The sequence below is a fragment of the Algoriphagus ratkowskyi genome, assembly GCF_002150505.1.
Classification (GTDB): Bacteria; Bacteroidota; Bacteroidia; order Cytophagales; family Cyclobacteriaceae; genus Algoriphagus; species Algoriphagus ratkowskyi.
The window spans coordinates 35,650-55,110 of the sequence record NZ_MSSV01000004.1 but is presented as its reverse complement, the minus strand read 5'-3'; the positions used below and the strand labels follow the sequence as shown (position 1 = coordinate 55,110).

The window sequence follows — 19,461 nt, the reverse complement described above, 5'->3', positions numbered from 1 at the left end:
ATTTCTAATTGGAAATCAACATGCGAAATCGAATTTTTATCCTTCTATTTTTTCTTGCAACAATCAGTTCTTGCTCATGTAATCCAGAGAACATTGCAAAGTTTGCTTTCAAAGGAATGGAAGCTATGATGGGTAAAGGATTTATGCCTTCTGAAGAAATCCGAATGCTGGGGAATTTCCAGGGAATGAATGTCAACCTCAGCAAATCAACATCAAATGATAGTACAACTTCTACGATTTATTTAAAACTGGAAAATGGCGATCCGCTTATTTTAGGGAATCAGCCTGAAATTCTAGCGCGTAAATGTGCGGAACTATATCTAAGAGATTTTGAAAATGCTGAAGATTATCAACAAATTACCGTACAATTTATCCAAACAGATCCTTCTAATCCTGAGAATGTTGCTATGCAGGAATACCTGTTTGACACGGCAGATTTTAACTAAACCTATTTAATCCATGGAATTATCAAATGAATACAAAAAACCACCAACCTCCTTAGGGGAATGGATAATTGCAGTTCTTATCAAGCGTATTCCATTGATCGGTCTGATCATGCTCATCATCTGGGCGACGGATAAAAACACCGATCCAGAAAAAGCAACTTGGGCCAAGGCTGAATTGATAGTAAAACTTATCATCTTCGCTGCAGTAATAATTTTTATAGCTGTTATTGGATTTGGCGTCTTCGTCAACTTTGCTGAGGATGTAAACTGGTCCGACTTCGACTAATGGAAATAAAAGCTTTTTGCTCTGACATTGACGGCACGCTCCTTAATTCGGTGCGTGATCTATCTCCTCGCCTCAAAGCAGTGGTTGCAGATTTACCCGTAAATTTTCCTGTGATTCTTGCCAGTTCTCGCATGCCCGATGCGATGCGGCATTTGCTTCATGACATGAATCGCTATCCTCAACCTTTGATCAGCTACAATGGGGGCTATGTGCTCAGTGCTGAGGGAGAAGTGCTTGAAGACGTGAGTATTTCTGTGAATTTGGTTGCCAAAATTCTTCAACTCACACATAAAACAGACATCCATGTGAGCTTGTATCAGGGAGAAAATTGGTACGAGGAAAAAGATGATTACTGGTCTCAGCGTGAAGTGAAAAACACGAAAGTAGCGTGTACTTGGCTTCCGGGCCAGGACGTGTTAGACCTTTGGTCAAAAGGTAATTCCGGCGCTCATAAAGTAATGTGCATGGGAGAATCTAATGAGATGGCTTGGCTTTTTGGAGAATTACACTCAGAACATTCGCTTGACTTGCACCTATATAGATCAAGTGAAACCTATCTGGAAATTGCTCCGAAAGCTATTTCCAAAGCCACAGGTTTAAAGAAGATCTTAAAACATGCCTACGATTTTGGAATGGAATCCGTGGTCGCCTTTGGAGACAATTACAACGACATCGACCTGCTACAATCCGTAGGCTGGGGAGTGGCTGTGGACAATGCGCGAATGGAAGTCAAGGCTGTTGCAAAAGAAATCACCCATCACAACAAGGAAGACGGTGTGGCTGCTACGATGGAGAAAATTCGAGATTTGAAATTCGAGATCAACTCAGGAGTCTAAACTCTTTATTCTTGAACCCAAACTCTTGACGCTACAATATTCCTGATCCGCCTTCTACATCTTCGATCGCCTGAGTCAAAAACTCCTGAAGTGGCCTCATTCTCTGAAAACCGTCCAAAGCAATATTCAGAAATGCACCAGATTCAATGTCACGATCAGAGATTTTGGAAGAAACAGTATAGCTCTTCAATCTCAAATATTCAATAAACTCATGATCAGCCTCGTAATCTCGGGGACTGGTCTTAAGTTTTTCTCCCTCGATTTGACCAAATAAAGATTTGAATTCTGAGTTACCTTCAATTTTCGTAAGTTCTGCTCCAGAATAGTCAATTTCCTTTCTTATTTTTTTCAGCGTCTCAGCTTGAGGCATCCAGATTCCACCTGCCATAAATGAATTTCCCGGTTGAATTTGAAGATAATATCCTGGGCCTTCTGACTTCTTTCCTTTTGGAGAAAAATAAGCTCCAAAGTTATTCTTGTAAGGCATTTTATTAGCCGAAAAACGAACATCCCGATTCTGTCTAAAGACACAATCTTTGGGTTTGAACACCAAAAGTTCGGGCTCCCATTCTCCAATTCCTTTCAGCAAAACAGCCACATCTTCCAGAAATTCGGCTTTCGTTTCCAAGTACCATTTCTTGTTAGCATCCATCCATTCTTTGGAGTTATGTTCGGCAAGGGCAGCTAGAAAAGGTAAGTATGGACGCATTATTTTTGTTTTTTTGAAACGAATGAAATCTTAAAATCGTCAATGCTCTGACATGGGAGTAAACTTTATTGAAGCAAAATTGATTTCAATAAAGAAAGAAATCTTCTTAAATTATATCGAATAATCCAGAAGTCATGACAACGAAGGTAACATTAGACATCAACGAAAGACTTGCCGAAAAAGCAAAAATGTATGCCGAAGAGCAAGGACAAAGTTTATCTGCTTTGGTAGAAACACTTTTATCGGATGTGACTGAACCTAAGGAAAAAGTTTTAGAGAAAATAACGCCCAAGAACCCTGAACTTGTGAAGAGGATATTAGTTGGGACTGAGCCGATCCCAAAGAATTTGGAGGCTTTTTTTTCACGTAAGGCAAAAGTTAATCCTGAATTAGAGTATTCCGAATTGTCAGAAGACATAAAGACTCTTACAGAGGAATTATGGAAAAAATATGGCTCCTAATATATTTGTTGATTCGGATGTTTTCTTGGATACTTTATTAACGCGAGATCCATTTGCAGAAAAATCAAACACTATATTTCTCTTGGCTGCAAAAGGAGAAGTTTCAATTTTTCTTTCAAGCCTCATGATTTCCAATTCCTTTTACGTGGCTAGAAAAGAAATTGGGAAAGAGATAACGATAAAGTCCATAAAACAGATTTTAGAGTATTGCCAAATCCTTCCTGTTGGAGATGCGGAAATTAGAAACGCCTTCCGAAATGGGTTCACGGATTTTGAAGACGCTAATCAATTTGAAACAGCCAATTAAAACTCGAGTATTGAAGCTATTATTACCCGAAATAAAAAAGATTATAAATTATCCACACTTCCAGTGTTTACTCCACAAGAATTCCTCGCCCTCTTTAAATAAAATCAACCAAACCTTCCAGCTTCATCCCACGACTCCCTTTGATCAGAATAAGGTAATCTTCTAACTTGCTATCCTGAAGCCAAACGCGGAACGAAAAAGGATCAGGGAAATACAATGCCTTTGGGTATTTAGCTAAGGCAGATACGATTAACTGCCCGGTGAAACACACTTTGTCGATTTCGTATTCGCTAATAATCTCTCCTAATCGTGCATGCTCAGCTTCCGCATGATCCCCTAACTCAAACATATCTCCGATGATCAGCATCTTTTGTTGTTTTCCAGTCATCTCTCCAAAAGTCCGAATTGCTACTTCCATACTTGAAGGATTTGCATTGTAAGCATCGAGAATGATCAGATTACTACGTTTCTCTACCAATTGAGATCGCATATTCGAAGGCTGATATTCAACAAGCGCTTCCACAGCTTTATCCATTTCTACTCCAAAAAATTTACCTATCGTCAGTGCTGTGGCGATATTTCCAAAATTATACGCTCCAATCAAGTGGCTTAAATACAATTCATCCTTTCCTTCCACTGAGAATTTCACAAATGGATTCGCATCCTCGAAAGTCACCTCACAAAAGTCTCCTTCAGAAGGATAAAGTACTGGCATCTCAAATCGCTTAGCCAGATTCGACAAAATCGGATCCTGAGAATTTATGAATACTGTTCCATCATTTGCTTTCAAAAACTGGAACAATTCGGTCTTGGTTTTCAGCACACCTTCAGGCCCGCCCATACCTTCCAGATGTGCTCTGCCGATGTTGGTGATCAGTCCATGGGTTGGCTCGGCGATCAGACAAAGCTCTTCAATATCGCCTTGTTTGTTGGCTCCCATTTCCACGATAGCGATTTCATGCGTTTCATTGATAGCCAGCAAAGTCAGCGGCACTCCTATGTGATTATTGAGGTTTCCGACCGTCGCTGCAGTTTTAAACTTCTTGTTTAAAACTGTTTTCATCAGCTCCTTAGAGGTCGTTTTACCATTTGAGCCTGTCATGCCGATGACTGGAATTGTTAGTTGCCTACGATGATGATTGGCTAAATTCTGAAGCATTTTCAAACCATCCTCAGCCAAAAAATAACGCTGATCATCCTCCACAAAATGAGCAACGTCATCGATCACCACTACCGCGGCTCCCATTTCCAAGGCTTTGGGCGCAAAAGCATTTGCATCGAAGTTAGGACCTTTGAGAGCAAAAAAGATATTGCCTTTTTCAATCTTTCTGGTATCCGTGCTGACTCCTGTGCTATTTTTGAAGAGGGTATATAAAATTGAAATATTCATCGTTTTCGAAGGAATTAATTCCCAAAATAAAGGAATCATTCACATCTTTGAACCGAGACTACCGTATTAATTTGTCTTACCTATTACCATTCATGCGCAAATTCTGGATTTTCATTTTTCTTATCAGTAGTTTTCAGCTAAGCGCACAAGAAATTTTTCGAATTGATCAGCAGCCACAAGTTGAGATTAATAAAGCTTTTTTATCAGCTCCTTTTACAGGAGGCATCAATGCGGCACAAATAGGAACCATTGACCTCACTGGAGATGGAATCGAAGAATGGGTCACTTGGGACATCAATTCGCGACAGCTTTTGGTTCTCAAAAAAGACGGAGAAAAGTTCATTCATTTACCCGAATTAAGCTACTCATTTCCAGCTGACATCAGCGGATTTCTTGTGTTGGTAGATTTTGACGGAGATGGGAAGAAAGATTTATTCACTTCGACTGCTTTAGGAATAAAGGCTTATAAAAACACGTCGAGCGGAAACCAGATTTCATGGCAAATAGCTCAAAACTTTCTCAAAATTGATGGTTCTGGAAATATCCAAACCAACAATCTTGATACACCCTTACTCCAAGATTTGGATGGGGATGGTGATCTTGACTTGGTTATTTTCAATTTTGCAGGAGGTGACTACATGGAGTTTTACAAAAACACCAGCGTGGAGCGGAAAGGATCTGCCGATATAGATGGTTTTGCTTTTGCAAAAAATCACTGGGGAAATTTTGAGTTTTGTGGCTGTGGAGATATTGCCTTTGGAAAGACATGTACAGGCACTCCGCTTGCGAAATTAGAAGTAGAAGCAGAAAATATGAAACTACAGCACTCAGGAGGCCACTCTATCTTGTATCAAGATTTTGATGGAGACGGAATAGAAGACTTGCTTTTGGGTCGTGATGAATGTAGTATTTTATACTTTCTCCCAAATTCTGGAACTTCAGCTGAACCAGTGTTCGATAGCTTCAGCAATACCCTTCCGGCTTATGGGGATTTACCGACTTTCCCAATTTTCCATATCGGACAGCTAATAGACGAAAGCCTTATTATCAGCCTCAACAGCAACGAAACTTCATTTAATTACAAGATTGATTTCGCCAATTCAATCGTGAGAATCGATGCCCAAGGAAATACAGACTATGAATTTCTACAGAATCAGATGATTGATTTAGGAGAAAATTCACGTCCATTTTTCTCTGGAAATAAAAGTCAGGGAGAGCTGAGCGTCACATCCAATACGCTAATGGAAGGAGGGCAAGTAAAATCCATTCTAACCAAATTTGAATTACTGGACGGGAAATTAACCAAGAAAAATAACGTTCAAATCGATCTTTCTGCGCTTGAATTGGTTGATGCGCAATATATCCGTTACCGAGATAAGTCTGGCCGAGCTCATGAATTGATTTCTGGAATTAAATACACGAATAATTTTCCTTCACAAATTCTTTTTCAGCTTGCTGGTACAGTATTTTCTCCGGTTTCTTTTACAGGCTATACACCGATGCGCGGAGATTACTTTCAGTTTTTTAACTATGAAAGTAAAGACATGATGCTAGTAGCTTCGCAAAATGGAAGTTTAGATTTATACACCGTTGATTTCTCAAATTTCACAGCATCACTTGTAAAAGCTGATTTTTTAGAATTTATCGACAATCCCGCTAATAGAAACCTGAGCATCGCGGTACTTCAAAAGTCAAATCCCGACCTTTATACAATAGACCAAAACGGCATTCTTAGCAAGATCAATGACTTTATGAAGTCATCAACTCGCACGGAAGTTTTGGTTCAAATCGGCAATCAAAATCTTCCTACACGATTGGGTAGAAACACATGGATTGCCCCAATCAGTCCAGCATTTGACAGTGCGATTGATTTGATTCTAGGTACTAGAGGCGGCGGATTGATTTATCTGAGCTCAACTGAAGACCCAAATCCTGACACAGGAGACTACAAAGTTAAAATCTATCCCAATCCAAGCGATGGCCCGATAAAAGTGTTTTCCAACAAAGCCTCCACAGGCACTTTGATAAATTCACTTGGTCAGGAATTGTTGAGCAAGATCCAAATCCCAGCTAACACAGAGGTAGAAATCCAAGCAAGTTTCCTAGCTCCTGCTTTGTATATTCTCATCCTCGAATCAGAAGGAAAATTTAGGGAAAGCCGTAAAATCTGGATTCGGTAATTACAGGATTGGCTTTTTGGATTGTTTGAAAAAAGGTACTTTCGAGGAGAATTATAAATCCATGAAAAACATCTTCTTACTCGCAATCTTGGGGATATTCCTCATTTCTTGCTCCTCAGAAAAGGCAGAACCAGCTGATCTGATATTTACCAACGGAATTATTTACACAGTAAATGAAGCCCAACCTACAGCAGAAGCTGTCGCTGTCAAAGACGGAATAATCCTCGCAGTAGGGTCCGTCGAAGAAATTGAGAAGCATAAAGGAGATAACACCGAAGTAATTGATCTCCAAGGAGAAACTATGACTCCAGGCTTAATCGAGTCCCACGCTCACTTGATGGGGATTGGCTACAACAAACTGGAACTCGATCTCATGTATGTCAAATCTTACGATGAACTAGTCGAGAAAGTAGCAGAGGCTGTTGCCAAAGCAGAACCTGGTGACTGGATCACCGGTCGCGGATGGCATCAGGACAAGTGGATAGAAATGCCGGAAAAAATGGTGAAAGGTTTCCAAACCAACGATCAGCTGAACGAAATTTCTCCAGATAATCCCGTTTATCTTTCTCATGCTAGCGGACATGCAGCCTTTGCCAACGGGAAAGCACTTGAACTAGCTGGCATAAACAACTTGAAAGGTGAGAGACCGGGGGAAGTTGAAGGTGGAGAAATCATAAGAGATGAGTTGGGAAATCCAACGGGAATTCTTGCAGAAAAGGCTGCCGGTTTAGTAGCAAGATTGATCCCTGCTGATACTCCTGAAAGAGCTGAAGAGGCCTTGACATTAGCACTAAAAGAATTAAATGAAAAGGGAATCACGAGTTTTCATGATGCTGGAAGCGGACAAAATACTATAGATTTAATTCAGAAATTCAAAAACGAAGGAAAGCTCACAGTTCGCCAATACGTGATGCTCACAGGCACTCAGCCTGCACTTTTAGAGGAATGGTATAAGCGAGGTCCTATGATCGACTCCGCAGATCACATGCTGACAGTTCGCTCGATTAAATTGAATTGTGATGGAGCTTTAGGTTCTCGCGGTGCATGGCTATTGGAAGATTATACAGATAGGGCAGGACATCGTGGTCATGAGACTTTGCCTATGTCGGTAGTATCCGAAGTTTCGGAGAAAGCTATTCCTGCAGGATTTCAAGTTTGTGCTCACGCAATTGGTGATCGTGCTAATCAGGAAATTCTTGATCGATATGAAGCAGCTTTTGCTAACCATGCAGATTCAAAACAGCTTCGATTCCGTATTGAGCATGCACAGCACATTCATCCTGATGACATTCCACGATTTGGTGAAATGGGCGTAATCGCCGCCATGCAGGCAATTCACCTAAGTTCAGATCGACCATGGGCTATTGACAGATTGGGCGAAAAAAGAATCATTGATGGTGCTTATGTTTGGCAGAAACTAATGAAGTCAGGCGCCGTAGTTACCAACGGAACAGATGCTCCGGTAGAGCCTGTAGATCCTCTACCGTCATTTTATGCATCTGTGACGCGTAAGACTTTGCAGGGATTGCCTGATGGAGGCTACGAAGGAGATCAAAAAATGACGCGTGCAGAGGCGCTAAAATCTTATACATTGGACGGAGCATTTGCCGAGTTTGAAGAGAATTATAAAGGTTCTATCGAGGTAGGAAAAGTAGCTGATTTCACTGTATTCGATAAGAACATTATGGAAGTTCCAGAGGATGAAATATTGGAAACCAAAGTGGCAATGACAGTAGTTGGTGGTAAAGTGGTGTATAAGAAATAGTTATTGGTTATTAGTTATTGGTTGTTGGGTGTTGGTTGTTGGTTAACTAAATTAGTAATTAACAGTTTATGATTTTAAAAAAGTCTCAGATCGGAAGATTTGGGACTTTTTATTTTTATCCCAAATCAACATTTTTACCATCTGGCCTGGACCAAACCGATATGATTAATTTTCCCTAATTTCAAATCTGAAAAACACGTAATATGAAATCAAGCAAGTAGTAGTTCCGACATCTATCATGACTATTAACAATGCGAGATTTCATCTGATCTTTTAAAATTAAATTATAAACAGATGAAAAAACTCTACACATTTTTCTGGCTTTTTTGCCTGATCTGCAATCTTGCAATTGCCCAAGACGATGCTCCCAAACCCATGGCATGGAAAGATATTCCATCTTGGAAATACATGAACTCTGGCACTTTCAAAATCTCTCCAGATGGCAAATGGGTAGCCTACGGCATGGTAGCTTTGGAAGCTGATGGCGAAGTGATCCTTCAATACGTAAGCGATCCGGATTCTACACAGACTTTCAAAATCGGATTTACTTCCTACCCTTCTATCGAATTCAGCGAGGACAGCAAGTGGATTGCCTTCAAAGAATATCCGACTTTTAAGGAAAAAGAAGCCAATGACAAGTCTAAAGGCAAGCCGCTTCACGACAAGGTCACGCTAATGAAACTTGGTTCAACTGATAAGGAGGACAAAAAAACCTTCGAAAACGTGAGCAATTTCTCTTTCAACGGAGATGCTGCTTCTCACCTTGCTATTAATCTAACCAAGGACGGAGGCGGAGACGCCAAAGGTTCGGACTTGTTGATTTATCACCTCAACACCAAAAAAGCACAGAACCTTGGTAATGTGGCAGAATTCTCTTTCAACAAAAGCGGTAATTACTTAGCCTATACTGTAGATGCGGCCAATCAATCTGGAAATGGCATTTACTTATTAAATATGACCACGAACAGCACAAGCGTGCTAGACTCAGATGATGCATCCTACAAGTCCATCAACTGGACAGAAAAAGGCGAAGCATTTGCAGCTTTGAAAATGGTCAAGGACAAAAAATACAAGCAAGATCAAGGGAAATTAGTTGGCGTGAAAAACCTAACTAGTCCTCAGGTGATTGTTTATGATCCATTAAAAGATTCTATCGGTTTTTCCAAAGAATATACAATCAGCCCAAATCGCCGCCCAATGTGGTCAGAAGATTTGACCAGACTTTTCTACGGAATTCATCCCTTGGTTATAGCCAAAAAAGAAGAGGAAAAGAAAGAGCTTGACAAGGACTCTGTAAAATTAGCGGAGTCTGAGGCGATGAAAAGAATCATGGCTGACACTTCTATGAACTCGATTGCTGATCTAAAGAAAGCACTTACGAAATTAGACTCTGGAAAAGTAAGCCCTAAAAATAACGATGCAGATAAGCCTGACATGACTATCTGGCACTGGAACGACTGTCGCCTGCAATCCCGTCAGCAAGTGCTGGAAAATCAGGATAAAAATTTCAGCTTTTATGCCATGTACAATGTGGCTACCAAAAAGCATATTCAACTTCAGGACAGCACAATGCTTAGCCTAAATATCCTTGATAAAGAAAAATATGCTGTAGGCTCCGACAATCAAGCCTACGAACTTCAGAGCAATCTTGATGGCCAGAATTACCAGGATTTTTTCATCGTAGATCTTATGACCGGTGAGAAAAAGCCACTTTTCACCAACTTTTATATGCCAGGTTATTCTTCCTATCCTCGCGGATCTACTGATGGGACCAAGTTGATTTATGGATACGATGGAGATTTCTATAGCTATGATATCGCGTCAGGTGAGGAAATGAATCTAACCGCTAGTTTGCCAGTGACTTTTGTGGATGAAGAGGATGATCACAATGTGAAAAAACCATTGCAAGGAGCATTAGGCTGGAGCAGCGACAGTCAATATGTACTTTTAAATGATGGCTGGGACATCTGGCAGGTCCCGGTGACTGGCAAAGCCAAAGCTGTGAATTTGACTCAAAATGGAAGAACAGATCAAATCAGATATCAGTATCGTTTCAAACTTGATCCAGAGGAAAAAGGCATTAATCTAAGCAAACCACTATACCTCAGGACATACGGCGAGTGGACCAAGAAAAGTGGCGTATCTATCATTAATGCATCTAAAAAAGGATTAGAAACAGGGGCGAAAGCATTGGTTTGGGAAGATGCCAGCATAGGATCTTTGCGAAAAGCTGAGAAAGCTGATGTGTATTTCTTTAGTAAGCAAACCTTCAACGAGCCGGATCAAATATATGCAGCAAGTGCAGCTCTTACGTCTCCAGTAAAAGTAACTCAAAATGCCCCTGAAGCAGAAAAATATGCTTGGTCTTCAGGGACACGCTTAGTTGATTATGTATCAGACAAAGGAGTCAAACTTCAAGGCGCACTTTTCCTTCCAGCCAATTACGTAGAGGGAGAAAAATACCCTACAGTAGTTTATTATTACGAAAAGCTATCACAAACTCTTCACAACTGGTCAAATCCAGGATATAGTGGAACAGGCTGGAATCCTAGCGTATATACCAGCAACGGTTTTGCTGTGTTTATTCCAGACATCGTCTATACGATGGATGATCCAGGAATGTCAGCCGTTTGGTGTGTCATTCCTGGAGTAAATGCAGCCATTGCTACAGGTGTAATTGACGAGGAAAACATAGGAATCCACGGGCACTCATGGGGTGGCTATCAGACAGCGTTTTTGATCACTCAAACAGATATGTTCAAAGCATCAGCTGCTGGAGCACCCTTAACTAACATGATCTCCATGTATGATTTAATCTATTGGAATTCTGGTGGAGGAAATATGTCAATTTTTGAAGCTTCACAGGGTAGATTCACTGGTGCTCCTTGGGAGAACTGGGAATCTTACGAAAGAAACAGCCCAGTTTATCATGTGAAAAATGTGAATACACCACTTCTTTTGCTTCACAATGACAAAGATGGTGCAGTGGATTTCACGCAAGGGATTGAGTTTTATTCAGCCTTGAGAAGGTTGAAGAAACCTGTGATAATGGTTCAGTATAAAGGAGAAAATCACGGACTGGGCAAGCTCGAAAACCGAAAAGATTACTCTGTGAGAATGATGGAATTCTTTGACCATCATCTGAAAGGTACTGATGCCCCAGATTGGATGTCAAAAGGAATTGACAAAATTGATCTTGAGGAACATCTTGAGAAAAGAGCATTTTAATAGTGAGAGGAGCTGGAAAAGGCTCCTCTTTTTTTTGGTTTATTTAGCATGCAAACAAAATCTGGTGCACTAACGCAATCTTGCAAATTATCGGTAAATGATAGGTGATTCGATTCACATTCACTTTATTTAAATACCCAATCTGCAAAAGCGACAAAAATCATCCATGCAAATCCAGACCAAAGAGTCCAGCCCGACTTCCGAATTTGATTTCTCACAGCTAAAGTCACTGTGCTATAAATCTAATGACTCGTCATATCATGAGCATCTAGAAACCTATATTTATGAAGAAAATTTTGACACAGTCTGGGACGCTTATTACTTTATATCTCCAGAAAAAGCATGGAGTGGGAAAATGCTTCATTTTCATAGACAGTATTGTAGACAATCTGGTGAAGAGGTGTTTCCTGGACAATCTTATACTGCTGGCTTGGATCAAGGACAAGTAATTATCCTCAATCTCCATGTGTTTGCTGGCCTCATCAAACTCCAGGTTGGCCATGAAATAGTAGAGATTAATAAGGATAAAAAAATGATTAAAATCTGCTATCTGGAAAATTCCAAGTCCGAAGGTTCACAATATATTTTATTTAAAACGCTGCCTAACGGAAGCACTGAAGTCGAACATAAAACTTACTATAAGAGTGGCTCCATCTTTAGAGATAAATTCATCTATCCTTATTTTCATACAAAAGCGATCAATGAATTTCATGGTAATGTCCGGGATTTGATAGTCTCAAAAATTTGAGTGCTTAAATTACTGAATGAGTAAAAAAGGAGTCTGGTTATCAGGCTCCTTTTTTTTGTCTTTGGCTTTCTGTTTGTATCTTCTATAGAAATAATTTAAAATAAATATATTTTTAAAGCTCATGAATGACTCTAAAACAGAGACTTTTGATGCCATAATTATTGGTTCTGGGCAAGCCGGAAATCCTCTTGCGTTTGCGCTAGCTAAGGAAAATTGGAAGGTAGCCCTAGTAGAAAAAGAGGCGTGGGGTGGAACATGTGTAAATACAGGTTGTACGCCGACCAAAGCCTATGTCGCAAGTGCTAGAGCAGCGTGGGTTATAGCAAACGCTCATAACTTGGGAATAGAAGTACCCAAATCGGCCGTAGTTAACTTGAAAGCCGTAAAAAAGAGAAAGGACAAATTGGTCAATGATTCTAGAAATAGCATTAAAAAATCCCTTTCTGATTCTCCGCAGATCACTACGATCCGAGGCACAGCAACTTTTGCAGATCAGTCGACCATTCGAGTGGGCTCTCAAACGCTGCGTTCCAAGAAGATCTTCTTGAATGTAGGTGCGAGAGCAAGAATCCCTGATGGATTTGAAGACCTAGAATATCTCACCAACATATCGATTCTTCAGCTTGAAAAAGTACCTGAACATTTAATCGTTGTGGGGGGAAGTTACATTGGTTTGGAATTCGCCCAAATCTTTAAGCGATTTGGCTCAAAAGTTACCGTTTTAGAGATGGGCGAATATTTGATTTCTAAGGAGGATCAAGATACTTCTGCGCTGGTTCAACAAATTCTAGAAGCGGAAGGCATAAAAGTTATCTGTGGCACGAAAAACCTAAAAGGCAATCCCAAAAAACTTGGTGGAGTCACCGTAAACTTTCAACAAAAAGATAAAGACAAGCAAGTCAGTGGCACACATGTATTGCTAGCTACAGGAAGAATCCCAAATTCGGATTTGCTCATGGCCGAGAATGCTGGTTTGGAAATTAACGAGCACGGGTATTTCGAAGTAAATGAAAAACTGGAAACGAACGTCTCTGGAATATATGCCTTGGGAGATTGCAATGGAAAAGGAGCTTTCACCCACACTGCTTACAATGACTTTGAGATAATGGAGAATCAACTTTTCGGAGACAAAAAACGAACATTGGGCGACCGAATAAGCAATTATGGGCTATATACCGATCCTCCGCTCGGAAGAGCTGGTATGACACTTGTCCAAGCAAAAGCTTCTGGTAGAAAGTTGCTATTTGCTCAGATGCCAATGAGCAAAATTTCTAGAGCTAAGGAAAAGGGAGAAACTCAGGGAAAAATGGAAGTGATCGTGGATGCCGACTGTGAACAAATAATTGGTGCGGCAGTTCTCGGAACTGGAGGAGACGAAATAATAGGGGTTTTTCTGACTGCCATGTATGGTAAAATGAGTTATAAAACCCTGATGAACTCTGTGCAGACCCACCCTACCGTCACGGAACTAATCCCTACTCTACTCCAGCAACTCAAACCGGTTGACAACTAATTCTATGAAAAAGTCACATAAAATATATGCTATCCTAAATATGATAGTTTTGGCCTTTATCATCTTTTGGAATTACTGGGTTAATGTTGATGGAATCAATGGAAACACTGTAAGTTCATTGAGCTCTGAATATGAGAATTTATTTACTCCTGCTGGTTACGCATTTTCAATCTGGGGACTGATCTATTTAGCTCTTTTTGCACAAGCTATATTCTTTATCTCTAGGGCATTTAATCCAGTCAAAGATTCAGATTTTCTTTCTCAAATCGGCCCATATCTAATCATGGCAAATATCGGAAATGGTCTATGGCTTTATATGTGGCTAATGGAATATACAGGATTAAGTGTTATTGTAATGCTTGGCATATTATGCTCACTTGTTATCGTAATTCTGAACACGAATATGGAAAGGTGGGATGCGCCGCGAACGATAATCTTTTGGCTTTGGTGGCCAATAGCAATTTATATCGGATGGATTGCCGTGGCAACTATCGCAAATATCTCTGCCAATTTGGCTAAAACTGGATGGACTGGCGGAGCATCTGAAATAAGCTGGACCGTGGTCATGATCATCGTAGCGGTAATTCTTTATCTTTTCCTTATCGCTGCCCGAAATCTTCGAGAGTCAGCTTGTGTAGGTGTTTGGGCATTAGTCGCAATCTCCGTGAGACATTGGAATGCTATCCCAGAACTGCAATGGACAGCATTAATAGGAGCCATAGTTTTATTCGTAGCCATCAGTTACCATGGCTATAAAAACAGAGAAACCGCGCCATTTAAACTTTAATAAACCAACTAACCATGAGAACTTTAAAACGATCAGAAAAATTTGCACTCGCCATGCCTATAATAGCCGCAGCAGGCATAATGCTTTTATCCTCTACTAGAGCAAAAGCTCAAGACCTAGAAACGGTACCATATGTAGATCTTGATAAATATGCTGGAGATTGGTATGAGATTGCTTCATTTCCTCAATCATTTCAAAAAGGGTGCACTTATACCAAAGCAACCTATTCAGCGAATGAGGATGGAACAATTAAAGTGGTAAACAGCTGCTATCTTCCTGAGAAAGGAAGCACCAAAACTTCAACTGCCAAAGCTTGGGTGGAAGATGGTTCAGGAAATGCAAAGTTGAAAGTTCAGTTCTTTTGGCCATTCAAAGGGAAGTATTGGATCATCGACTTGGCGAAAGATTACTCCTATGCGGTAGTCGGACATCCAAATCGAAAATACTTATGGATTTTGTCCAGAACACCTGAGATGGACGCCAAACTATATTCATATATTATTGAAAGAGCAGAGGATAAAGGATTTGATCTAAGCAAACTCGTAAAGACTGTTCAAAATGAAGATTAAATAATTATTCGTTTGGGTTAATCAAAATCCCCCTTCTTATATAAATGGTGAAGCTCTATACGAACCTCCCAAAAAGAAAGAGGGGCCAAAAGCTGAGGAGGAATTACATAAAAATAGGCTGTCAAATGTGATGATAGCCTATTTTCATTTCACCTTTTTCAATTAATCTTCACTCACATTGAGATAAGAATAACCCATTTGATCTAGCGTGACAAAAGCGGTTTTGGCTGAAACTGCCACTTTCACAAAAGGGGTAATTTTATCGGCTGCAATATTATTAAACCGCATGCTTTGATTGCATACGTAGAACTTTACACCTACTTCTTCTAGAGCTTTTATCGCCACTAGGTTAGGATTGGTTGCCTGATATTTTGTTTGATAATTTTCCTCTGAGAGAATTGCTTTCACTATTCCTCCATGAATGACAGCTGCAATCTGTATTTTTTCAGCAGGAACCCCATTTGCAATATTCAGATTATATGTACGGGCGACTTCAAGAAAAACTGGATGAATCTCTGTGGAGTCATTCATTTTGCCATACAGATCAAGGACAATTTTATAGTCTAAGGTAGGATCAAAAGGCAAAGCAGCATTTTCCGTAGGCATCACTCCTACCCATGGATGAAAATCCAACACCGGATAAGTGATATGATCTTTGATATGAGGAGGCATACCATCCTGCGCAAACGTAAAAGAAAGATTAAATAAAAGCATCACAGCCAGAGAATAGAAAAAGCGTTTCATAATATTTTGGGTTAAAGAATTATATGGAAATGTAAAAATTATTGATCGTTTATTCTCGTAAAAAGATGAATGATAGAGGTCTGAAATTACGCCAGAAAATAATTGTTGCTCAAGCGATATCAGCAGCACAACTTTCAATCTACTTTTGATTGATTTTTGTGCGCTGCGGCATTTATCACAAAAATCAAATCTTATATGATTCTTCAGATTATCATTTTGATCGCTGGGCTACTTCTATTAGTGAAAGGGGCTGATTGGCTAGTAGATGGTGCCTCTGTTTTAGCCAAAAAGCATAAAATTTCCGACCTTGCTATCGGTCTTACTATTGTCGCTTTTGGCACCTCTGCTCCTGAGCTTGTGGTGAATTCAGTGGCTTCTATGGGCGGCTATCCAGATATAGTCTTTGGCAATGTGATCGGCTCCAATAACTTCAATTTGTTTATCATACTTGGGATTGCAGGAATTATCACGCCACTCGCTGTACAATCCAGTTCAGTTTGGAAGGAAATCCCCTTCTCACTACTAGCTGCAATTATCCTTCTCTTTCTTGTTAACAATTATTTTAGCTCGGCAGAACCAGGACTTTCCTTTATAGATGGGATTATTTTACTTGTGCTATTTGCTGCCTTTCTATACTACGTTTTTACCCAACTCAAATCCGAACCAAGCACTGAGGTAGCCGAGCAGAAAGATTATTCGAACTTGAAAATCTGGGGATTAATTTTAATTGGATTGGCAGGTTTAGTGATCGGCGGCAAACTCGTAGTTGATAATGCGGTAGCGATGGCTCAGTCCTTGGGAGTAAGCGAAAAAATTATAGGTTTAACCATAGTAGCTGCTGGCACATCATTGCCAGAACTTGCTACTTCCGTGGTTGCTTCCATGAAAAAGAATAATGACATAGCCATCGGAAACATCATAGGTTCTAATATTTTCAATATTTTCTTAATTCTTGGAGTTAGTTCGATGATCAATCCCTTACCATTCAATTTATCTTTTACTACAGATATTTATATTCTGATTGGGGGCACAATATTCTTACTTCTTGCCATGTTCACTGGTAAAAAGAAAACTCTTGATCGATGGGAAGCCGCATTACTTTTGATTACTTATTTGGGTTATACTACCTACTTGGTCAGTTTAGAAGTATAGCCCTTAAACTCCTACTTATATGATTTTGGAATTGATATTTTCTACCGATTTGCCCATAACCAATCCGGTGCTCAAATTCCTATTGATCTTACTGATCATTCTTTTAGCTCCATTGTTGCTCAATAAGGTGAAAATCCCACCCCTTCTCGGACTTATTATAGCAGGTGCTATAGCGGGGCCAAATGGATTGGGGCTGATAGAGCGAGACAGCAGTATTATACTTTCGGGGACAGCAGGATTGCTTTACATTATGTTTTTGGCAGGCTTGGAAATTGATTTCCTTGACTTTAAGAAAAACAGTAAGAAAAGTCTCATTTTCGGAATGTACACTTTCTTGATTCCTATGGGATTAGGGATTTTTTCGGGCTTATATCTATTAGGTTTCGGTTGGGCCACATCAATATTACTAGCCAGTATGTTTGCCTCCCACACCTTGATCGCCTATCCCATGATTTCGAAAATGGGGGTTTCAAAAAACCGTGCGGTAAATGTTGCCGTGGGTGGCACCCTGATTACTGACACACTTGCCTTATTAGTTTTAGCTATTGTAGTAGGCATGGCTAATGGAGAAGTCAATGCAGTATTCTGGATAAAACTCGGCGTTTCACTTTCTCTTTTTGTCCTCATCGTCTGGTTTGTTTTACTCCCTATCGGCCGTTGGTTTTTTAAAAAATATGAAGACAATGTATCTCAATACATTTTCGTGTTGGTATTGTTGTTCTCAGGAGCTGCATTGGCAGAATGGGCTGGAGTAGAAGCAATCATTGGTGCATTCTTAGTAGGATTGGCACTGAACCCTTTAATCTCCCAAGCTTCTCCTCTGATGAACAGAATCGAGTTTGTTGGTAATGCGATTTTTATCCCCTTTTTCTTAATAGGAGTAGGGATGTTGGTCGATTTCCGAGCATTTATTCAGGGATGGGAAACGATCACAGTTGCATTAGTAATGACCATTGTGGCAACCACTGCAAAGTATCTCGCTGCCTTTGCTACTCAAAAGACCTTGGGTTTTTCAAAGGACGAACGAAAAATGATTTTCGGCTTAAGCAATGCTCAAGCCGCTGCAACTTTGGCTGCTGTGCTAGTGGGTTACAATACCATTATCGGGACTGATGAAAGTGGAGAACCTATCCGCCTACTCTCCGAATATGTGCTGAACGGCACCATTATCATGATTCTGGTGACTTGCACAATTGCATCTTTGGAAGCACAAAAAGCTGCGAAACGAATTGCTATGTCTGAATCCCCACTCGCAGAAGATGTAGATGAAGAAAGTGCAGAACGTATTTTAATCCCAGTGAGAAATCAGGAAACTTCAGAGGCCCTAATTCATCTTAGCATGATGCTGAAGTCACCACAGAAACAAAATCGGCTTTATGCGTTGAGTATCATTAATCCAAACTTGGAGGATGAAGGTGCTGAAATGAAGGCACAAAAAACCTTGAACCAAGCCAGTAAAGTGGCGGCATCCACTGATCAATTTCTTCATGAACTTCTACGATACGATACGAATGTAGAGCATGGAATCTCAAGTGTGATTCGCGAAAATAAGGTAACCACTCTTGTTCTTGGGCTTCACGAGAAGCAAGGCATGGAGGATAGTTTTCTTGGGAATCTAACCGAAGGACTGCTTAGCAAGTGCAATACAACAACATTCATCTATAAACCATATCAGCCCTTTGATACACACAAGCGGCATTTGGTCTTCATTCCCCCAAGAGCAGAAAAAGAATTAGGCTTTCCATTTTGGCTAGTTAAAGTCTGGAATATCGCTCGAAATACAGGTACTAGAATGATATTTTATACTGAAGATGAAACCAAAGAATACCTTGTGGAGATTCTTAGAAAATATCCGATTCGGGTGGATTTCCGACCTTTCCCTACGTGGGAAGAGTTGGGAAATCTGAATATTTTGCTTAAACCAGATGATAATCTGATCATGGTGCTCAGTCGCCGAGGTGAAGAATCCTACCATCCAAAATTGGAACAGGTTCCTCAATTAATCAACATCTGGCTGAAAAATCACAGTTTCATTCTAATCTATCCAAATCAACCAAAAGCGTTGGGAATGCCTTTGATGGATATGATGCATGGGTCACTGATAGGTCCTATCGAAAAATTGGATTGGATCGGGAGAACCCTCGCACAATTGCTCAGGAGAAAATAACGCTACTTCGAAAAAAAGGGAAAATCTAAAGTTAGAATAGCCAAGAAGTTTCGAGCTATTTATATACTCCTTAAACCGCAAAAGGAGCATGGGTTTGGCACATCCAGAGTTCATCATCCTTTAACTTCTTGAAAAGAAATACAATCACACGGGTTGAAATCAAAGGATATGCA

At 40.1% G+C, this 19,461-nt stretch carries 17 protein-coding genes; 14 read left to right on the top strand and 3 right to left on the bottom strand.

Going from position 1 to position 19,461, the window contains the following annotated elements; all coding sequences use genetic code 11:
* The first annotated feature begins 20 nt into the window (after window positions 1-20).
* Genes BVH02_RS05650 through BVH02_RS05640 form a run of 3 tightly spaced genes read left to right on the top strand, consistent with a single transcriptional unit; the run spans window position 21 to window position 1,568 of the window.
* Window positions 21-446 (top strand): hypothetical protein, encoded by a 426-nt coding sequence (locus BVH02_RS05650; RefSeq protein WP_086500023.1) that lies wholly within the window; start codon window positions 21-23, stop codon window positions 444-446.
* A 13-nt stretch (window positions 447-459) separates the two neighbouring features.
* Window positions 460-732, top strand: a complete 273-nt coding sequence (locus tag BVH02_RS05645; RefSeq protein ID WP_086500021.1) for a hypothetical protein — start codon at window positions 460-462, stop codon at window positions 730-732.
* Window positions 732-1,568 carry a Cof-type HAD-IIB family hydrolase gene (locus tag BVH02_RS05640; RefSeq protein WP_086500019.1) on the top strand — a complete coding sequence of 279 codons (837 nt, stop codon included), beginning with the start codon at window positions 732-734 and terminating at the stop codon, window positions 1,566-1,568. Before BVH02_RS05645 ends, BVH02_RS05640 begins: the two co-directional genes overlap by 1 nt.
* A gap of 31 nt (window positions 1,569-1,599) precedes the next feature.
* On the opposite strand, the gene BVH02_RS05635 is transcribed toward BVH02_RS05640, so the two are convergent.
* The gene (locus tag BVH02_RS05635) at window positions 1,600-2,277 is read right to left on the bottom strand and encodes a DUF2461 domain-containing protein (RefSeq protein ID WP_086500017.1); all 678 of its coding nucleotides are present in this window, start codon (window positions 2,275-2,277) and stop codon (window positions 1,600-1,602) included.
* Window positions 2,278-2,411: 134 nt separating this feature from the next.
* Between BVH02_RS05635 and BVH02_RS05630 the strand changes: the two genes are divergently transcribed.
* Both BVH02_RS05630 and BVH02_RS05625 read left to right on the top strand, forming a co-directional pair.
* Window positions 2,412-2,738 (top strand): DUF6364 family protein, encoded by a 327-nt coding sequence (locus tag BVH02_RS05630; protein WP_086500015.1) that lies wholly within the window; start codon window positions 2,412-2,414, stop codon window positions 2,736-2,738.
* Entirely contained in the window at window positions 2,728-3,045 is a 318-nt protein-coding gene (locus BVH02_RS05625; protein WP_086500014.1) for a type II toxin-antitoxin system VapC family toxin, read from the top strand. The genes BVH02_RS05630 and BVH02_RS05625 overlap by 11 nt, the downstream gene beginning before the upstream one ends.
* A gap of 94 nt (window positions 3,046-3,139) precedes the next feature.
* On the opposite strand, the gene BVH02_RS05620 is transcribed toward BVH02_RS05625, so the two are convergent.
* A complete protein-coding gene (locus tag BVH02_RS05620; protein WP_086500661.1) occupies window positions 3,140-4,435 on the bottom strand; it encodes a UDP-N-acetylmuramoyl-tripeptide--D-alanyl-D-alanine ligase in 1,296 nt (431 codons plus the stop codon).
* Between the two features lie 92 nt (window positions 4,436-4,527).
* Here BVH02_RS05620 and BVH02_RS05615 point away from each other — a divergent pair, with 92 nt between their 5' ends.
* From BVH02_RS05615 to BVH02_RS05585, 7 genes are all read left to right on the top strand, one after another.
* Window positions 4,528-6,615 carry an FG-GAP-like repeat-containing protein gene (locus tag BVH02_RS05615; protein ID WP_086500012.1) on the top strand — a complete coding sequence of 696 codons (2,088 nt, stop codon included), beginning with the start codon at window positions 4,528-4,530 and terminating at the stop codon, window positions 6,613-6,615.
* Window positions 6,616-6,676: 61 nt separating this feature from the next.
* Window positions 6,677-8,380, top strand: coding sequence for an amidohydrolase (locus BVH02_RS05610; protein WP_086500660.1), 1,704 nt, complete (start codon window positions 6,677-6,679; stop codon window positions 8,378-8,380).
* Between the two features lie 294 nt (window positions 8,381-8,674).
* Window positions 8,675-11,608, top strand: coding sequence for a S9 family peptidase (locus BVH02_RS05605; protein WP_086500011.1), 2,934 nt, complete (start codon window positions 8,675-8,677; stop codon window positions 11,606-11,608).
* Window positions 11,609-11,774: 166 nt separating this feature from the next.
* The gene (locus BVH02_RS05600) at window positions 11,775-12,356 is read left to right on the top strand and encodes a hypothetical protein (protein WP_086500009.1); all 582 of its coding nucleotides are present in this window, start codon (window positions 11,775-11,777) and stop codon (window positions 12,354-12,356) included.
* A 121-nt stretch (window positions 12,357-12,477) separates the two neighbouring features.
* Complete coding sequence (locus tag BVH02_RS05595; protein WP_086500008.1) at window positions 12,478-13,869, top strand: mercuric reductase; 1,392 nt, start codon at window positions 12,478-12,480, stop codon at window positions 13,867-13,869.
* Window positions 13,870-13,873: 4 nt separating this feature from the next.
* Complete coding sequence (locus tag BVH02_RS05590) at window positions 13,874-14,656, top strand: hypothetical protein (protein WP_086500006.1); 783 nt, start codon at window positions 13,874-13,876, stop codon at window positions 14,654-14,656.
* A gap of 14 nt (window positions 14,657-14,670) precedes the next feature.
* On the top strand, window positions 14,671-15,225 hold the full coding sequence (locus BVH02_RS05585; protein ID WP_086500005.1) for a lipocalin family protein: 555 nt from the start codon (window positions 14,671-14,673) through the stop codon (window positions 15,223-15,225).
* A 162-nt stretch (window positions 15,226-15,387) separates the two neighbouring features.
* Here BVH02_RS05585 and BVH02_RS05580 read toward each other — a convergent pair whose 3' ends face one another.
* Window positions 15,388-15,969, bottom strand: a complete 582-nt coding sequence (locus tag BVH02_RS05580) for a DsrE family protein (protein ID WP_086500003.1) — start codon at window positions 15,967-15,969, stop codon at window positions 15,388-15,390.
* A gap of 195 nt (window positions 15,970-16,164) precedes the next feature.
* On the opposite strand from BVH02_RS05580, the gene BVH02_RS05575 reads away from it, so the two are divergent.
* On the top strand, window positions 16,165-17,121 hold the full coding sequence (locus tag BVH02_RS05575) for a calcium/sodium antiporter (RefSeq protein ID WP_086500001.1): 957 nt from the start codon (window positions 16,165-16,167) through the stop codon (window positions 17,119-17,121).
* A 19-nt stretch (window positions 17,122-17,140) separates the two neighbouring features.
* On the top strand, window positions 17,141-19,288 hold the full coding sequence (locus BVH02_RS05570) for a cation:proton antiporter (protein ID WP_086499999.1): 2,148 nt from the start codon (window positions 17,141-17,143) through the stop codon (window positions 19,286-19,288).
* The last annotated feature ends 173 nt before the right edge of the window (window positions 19,289-19,461 follow it).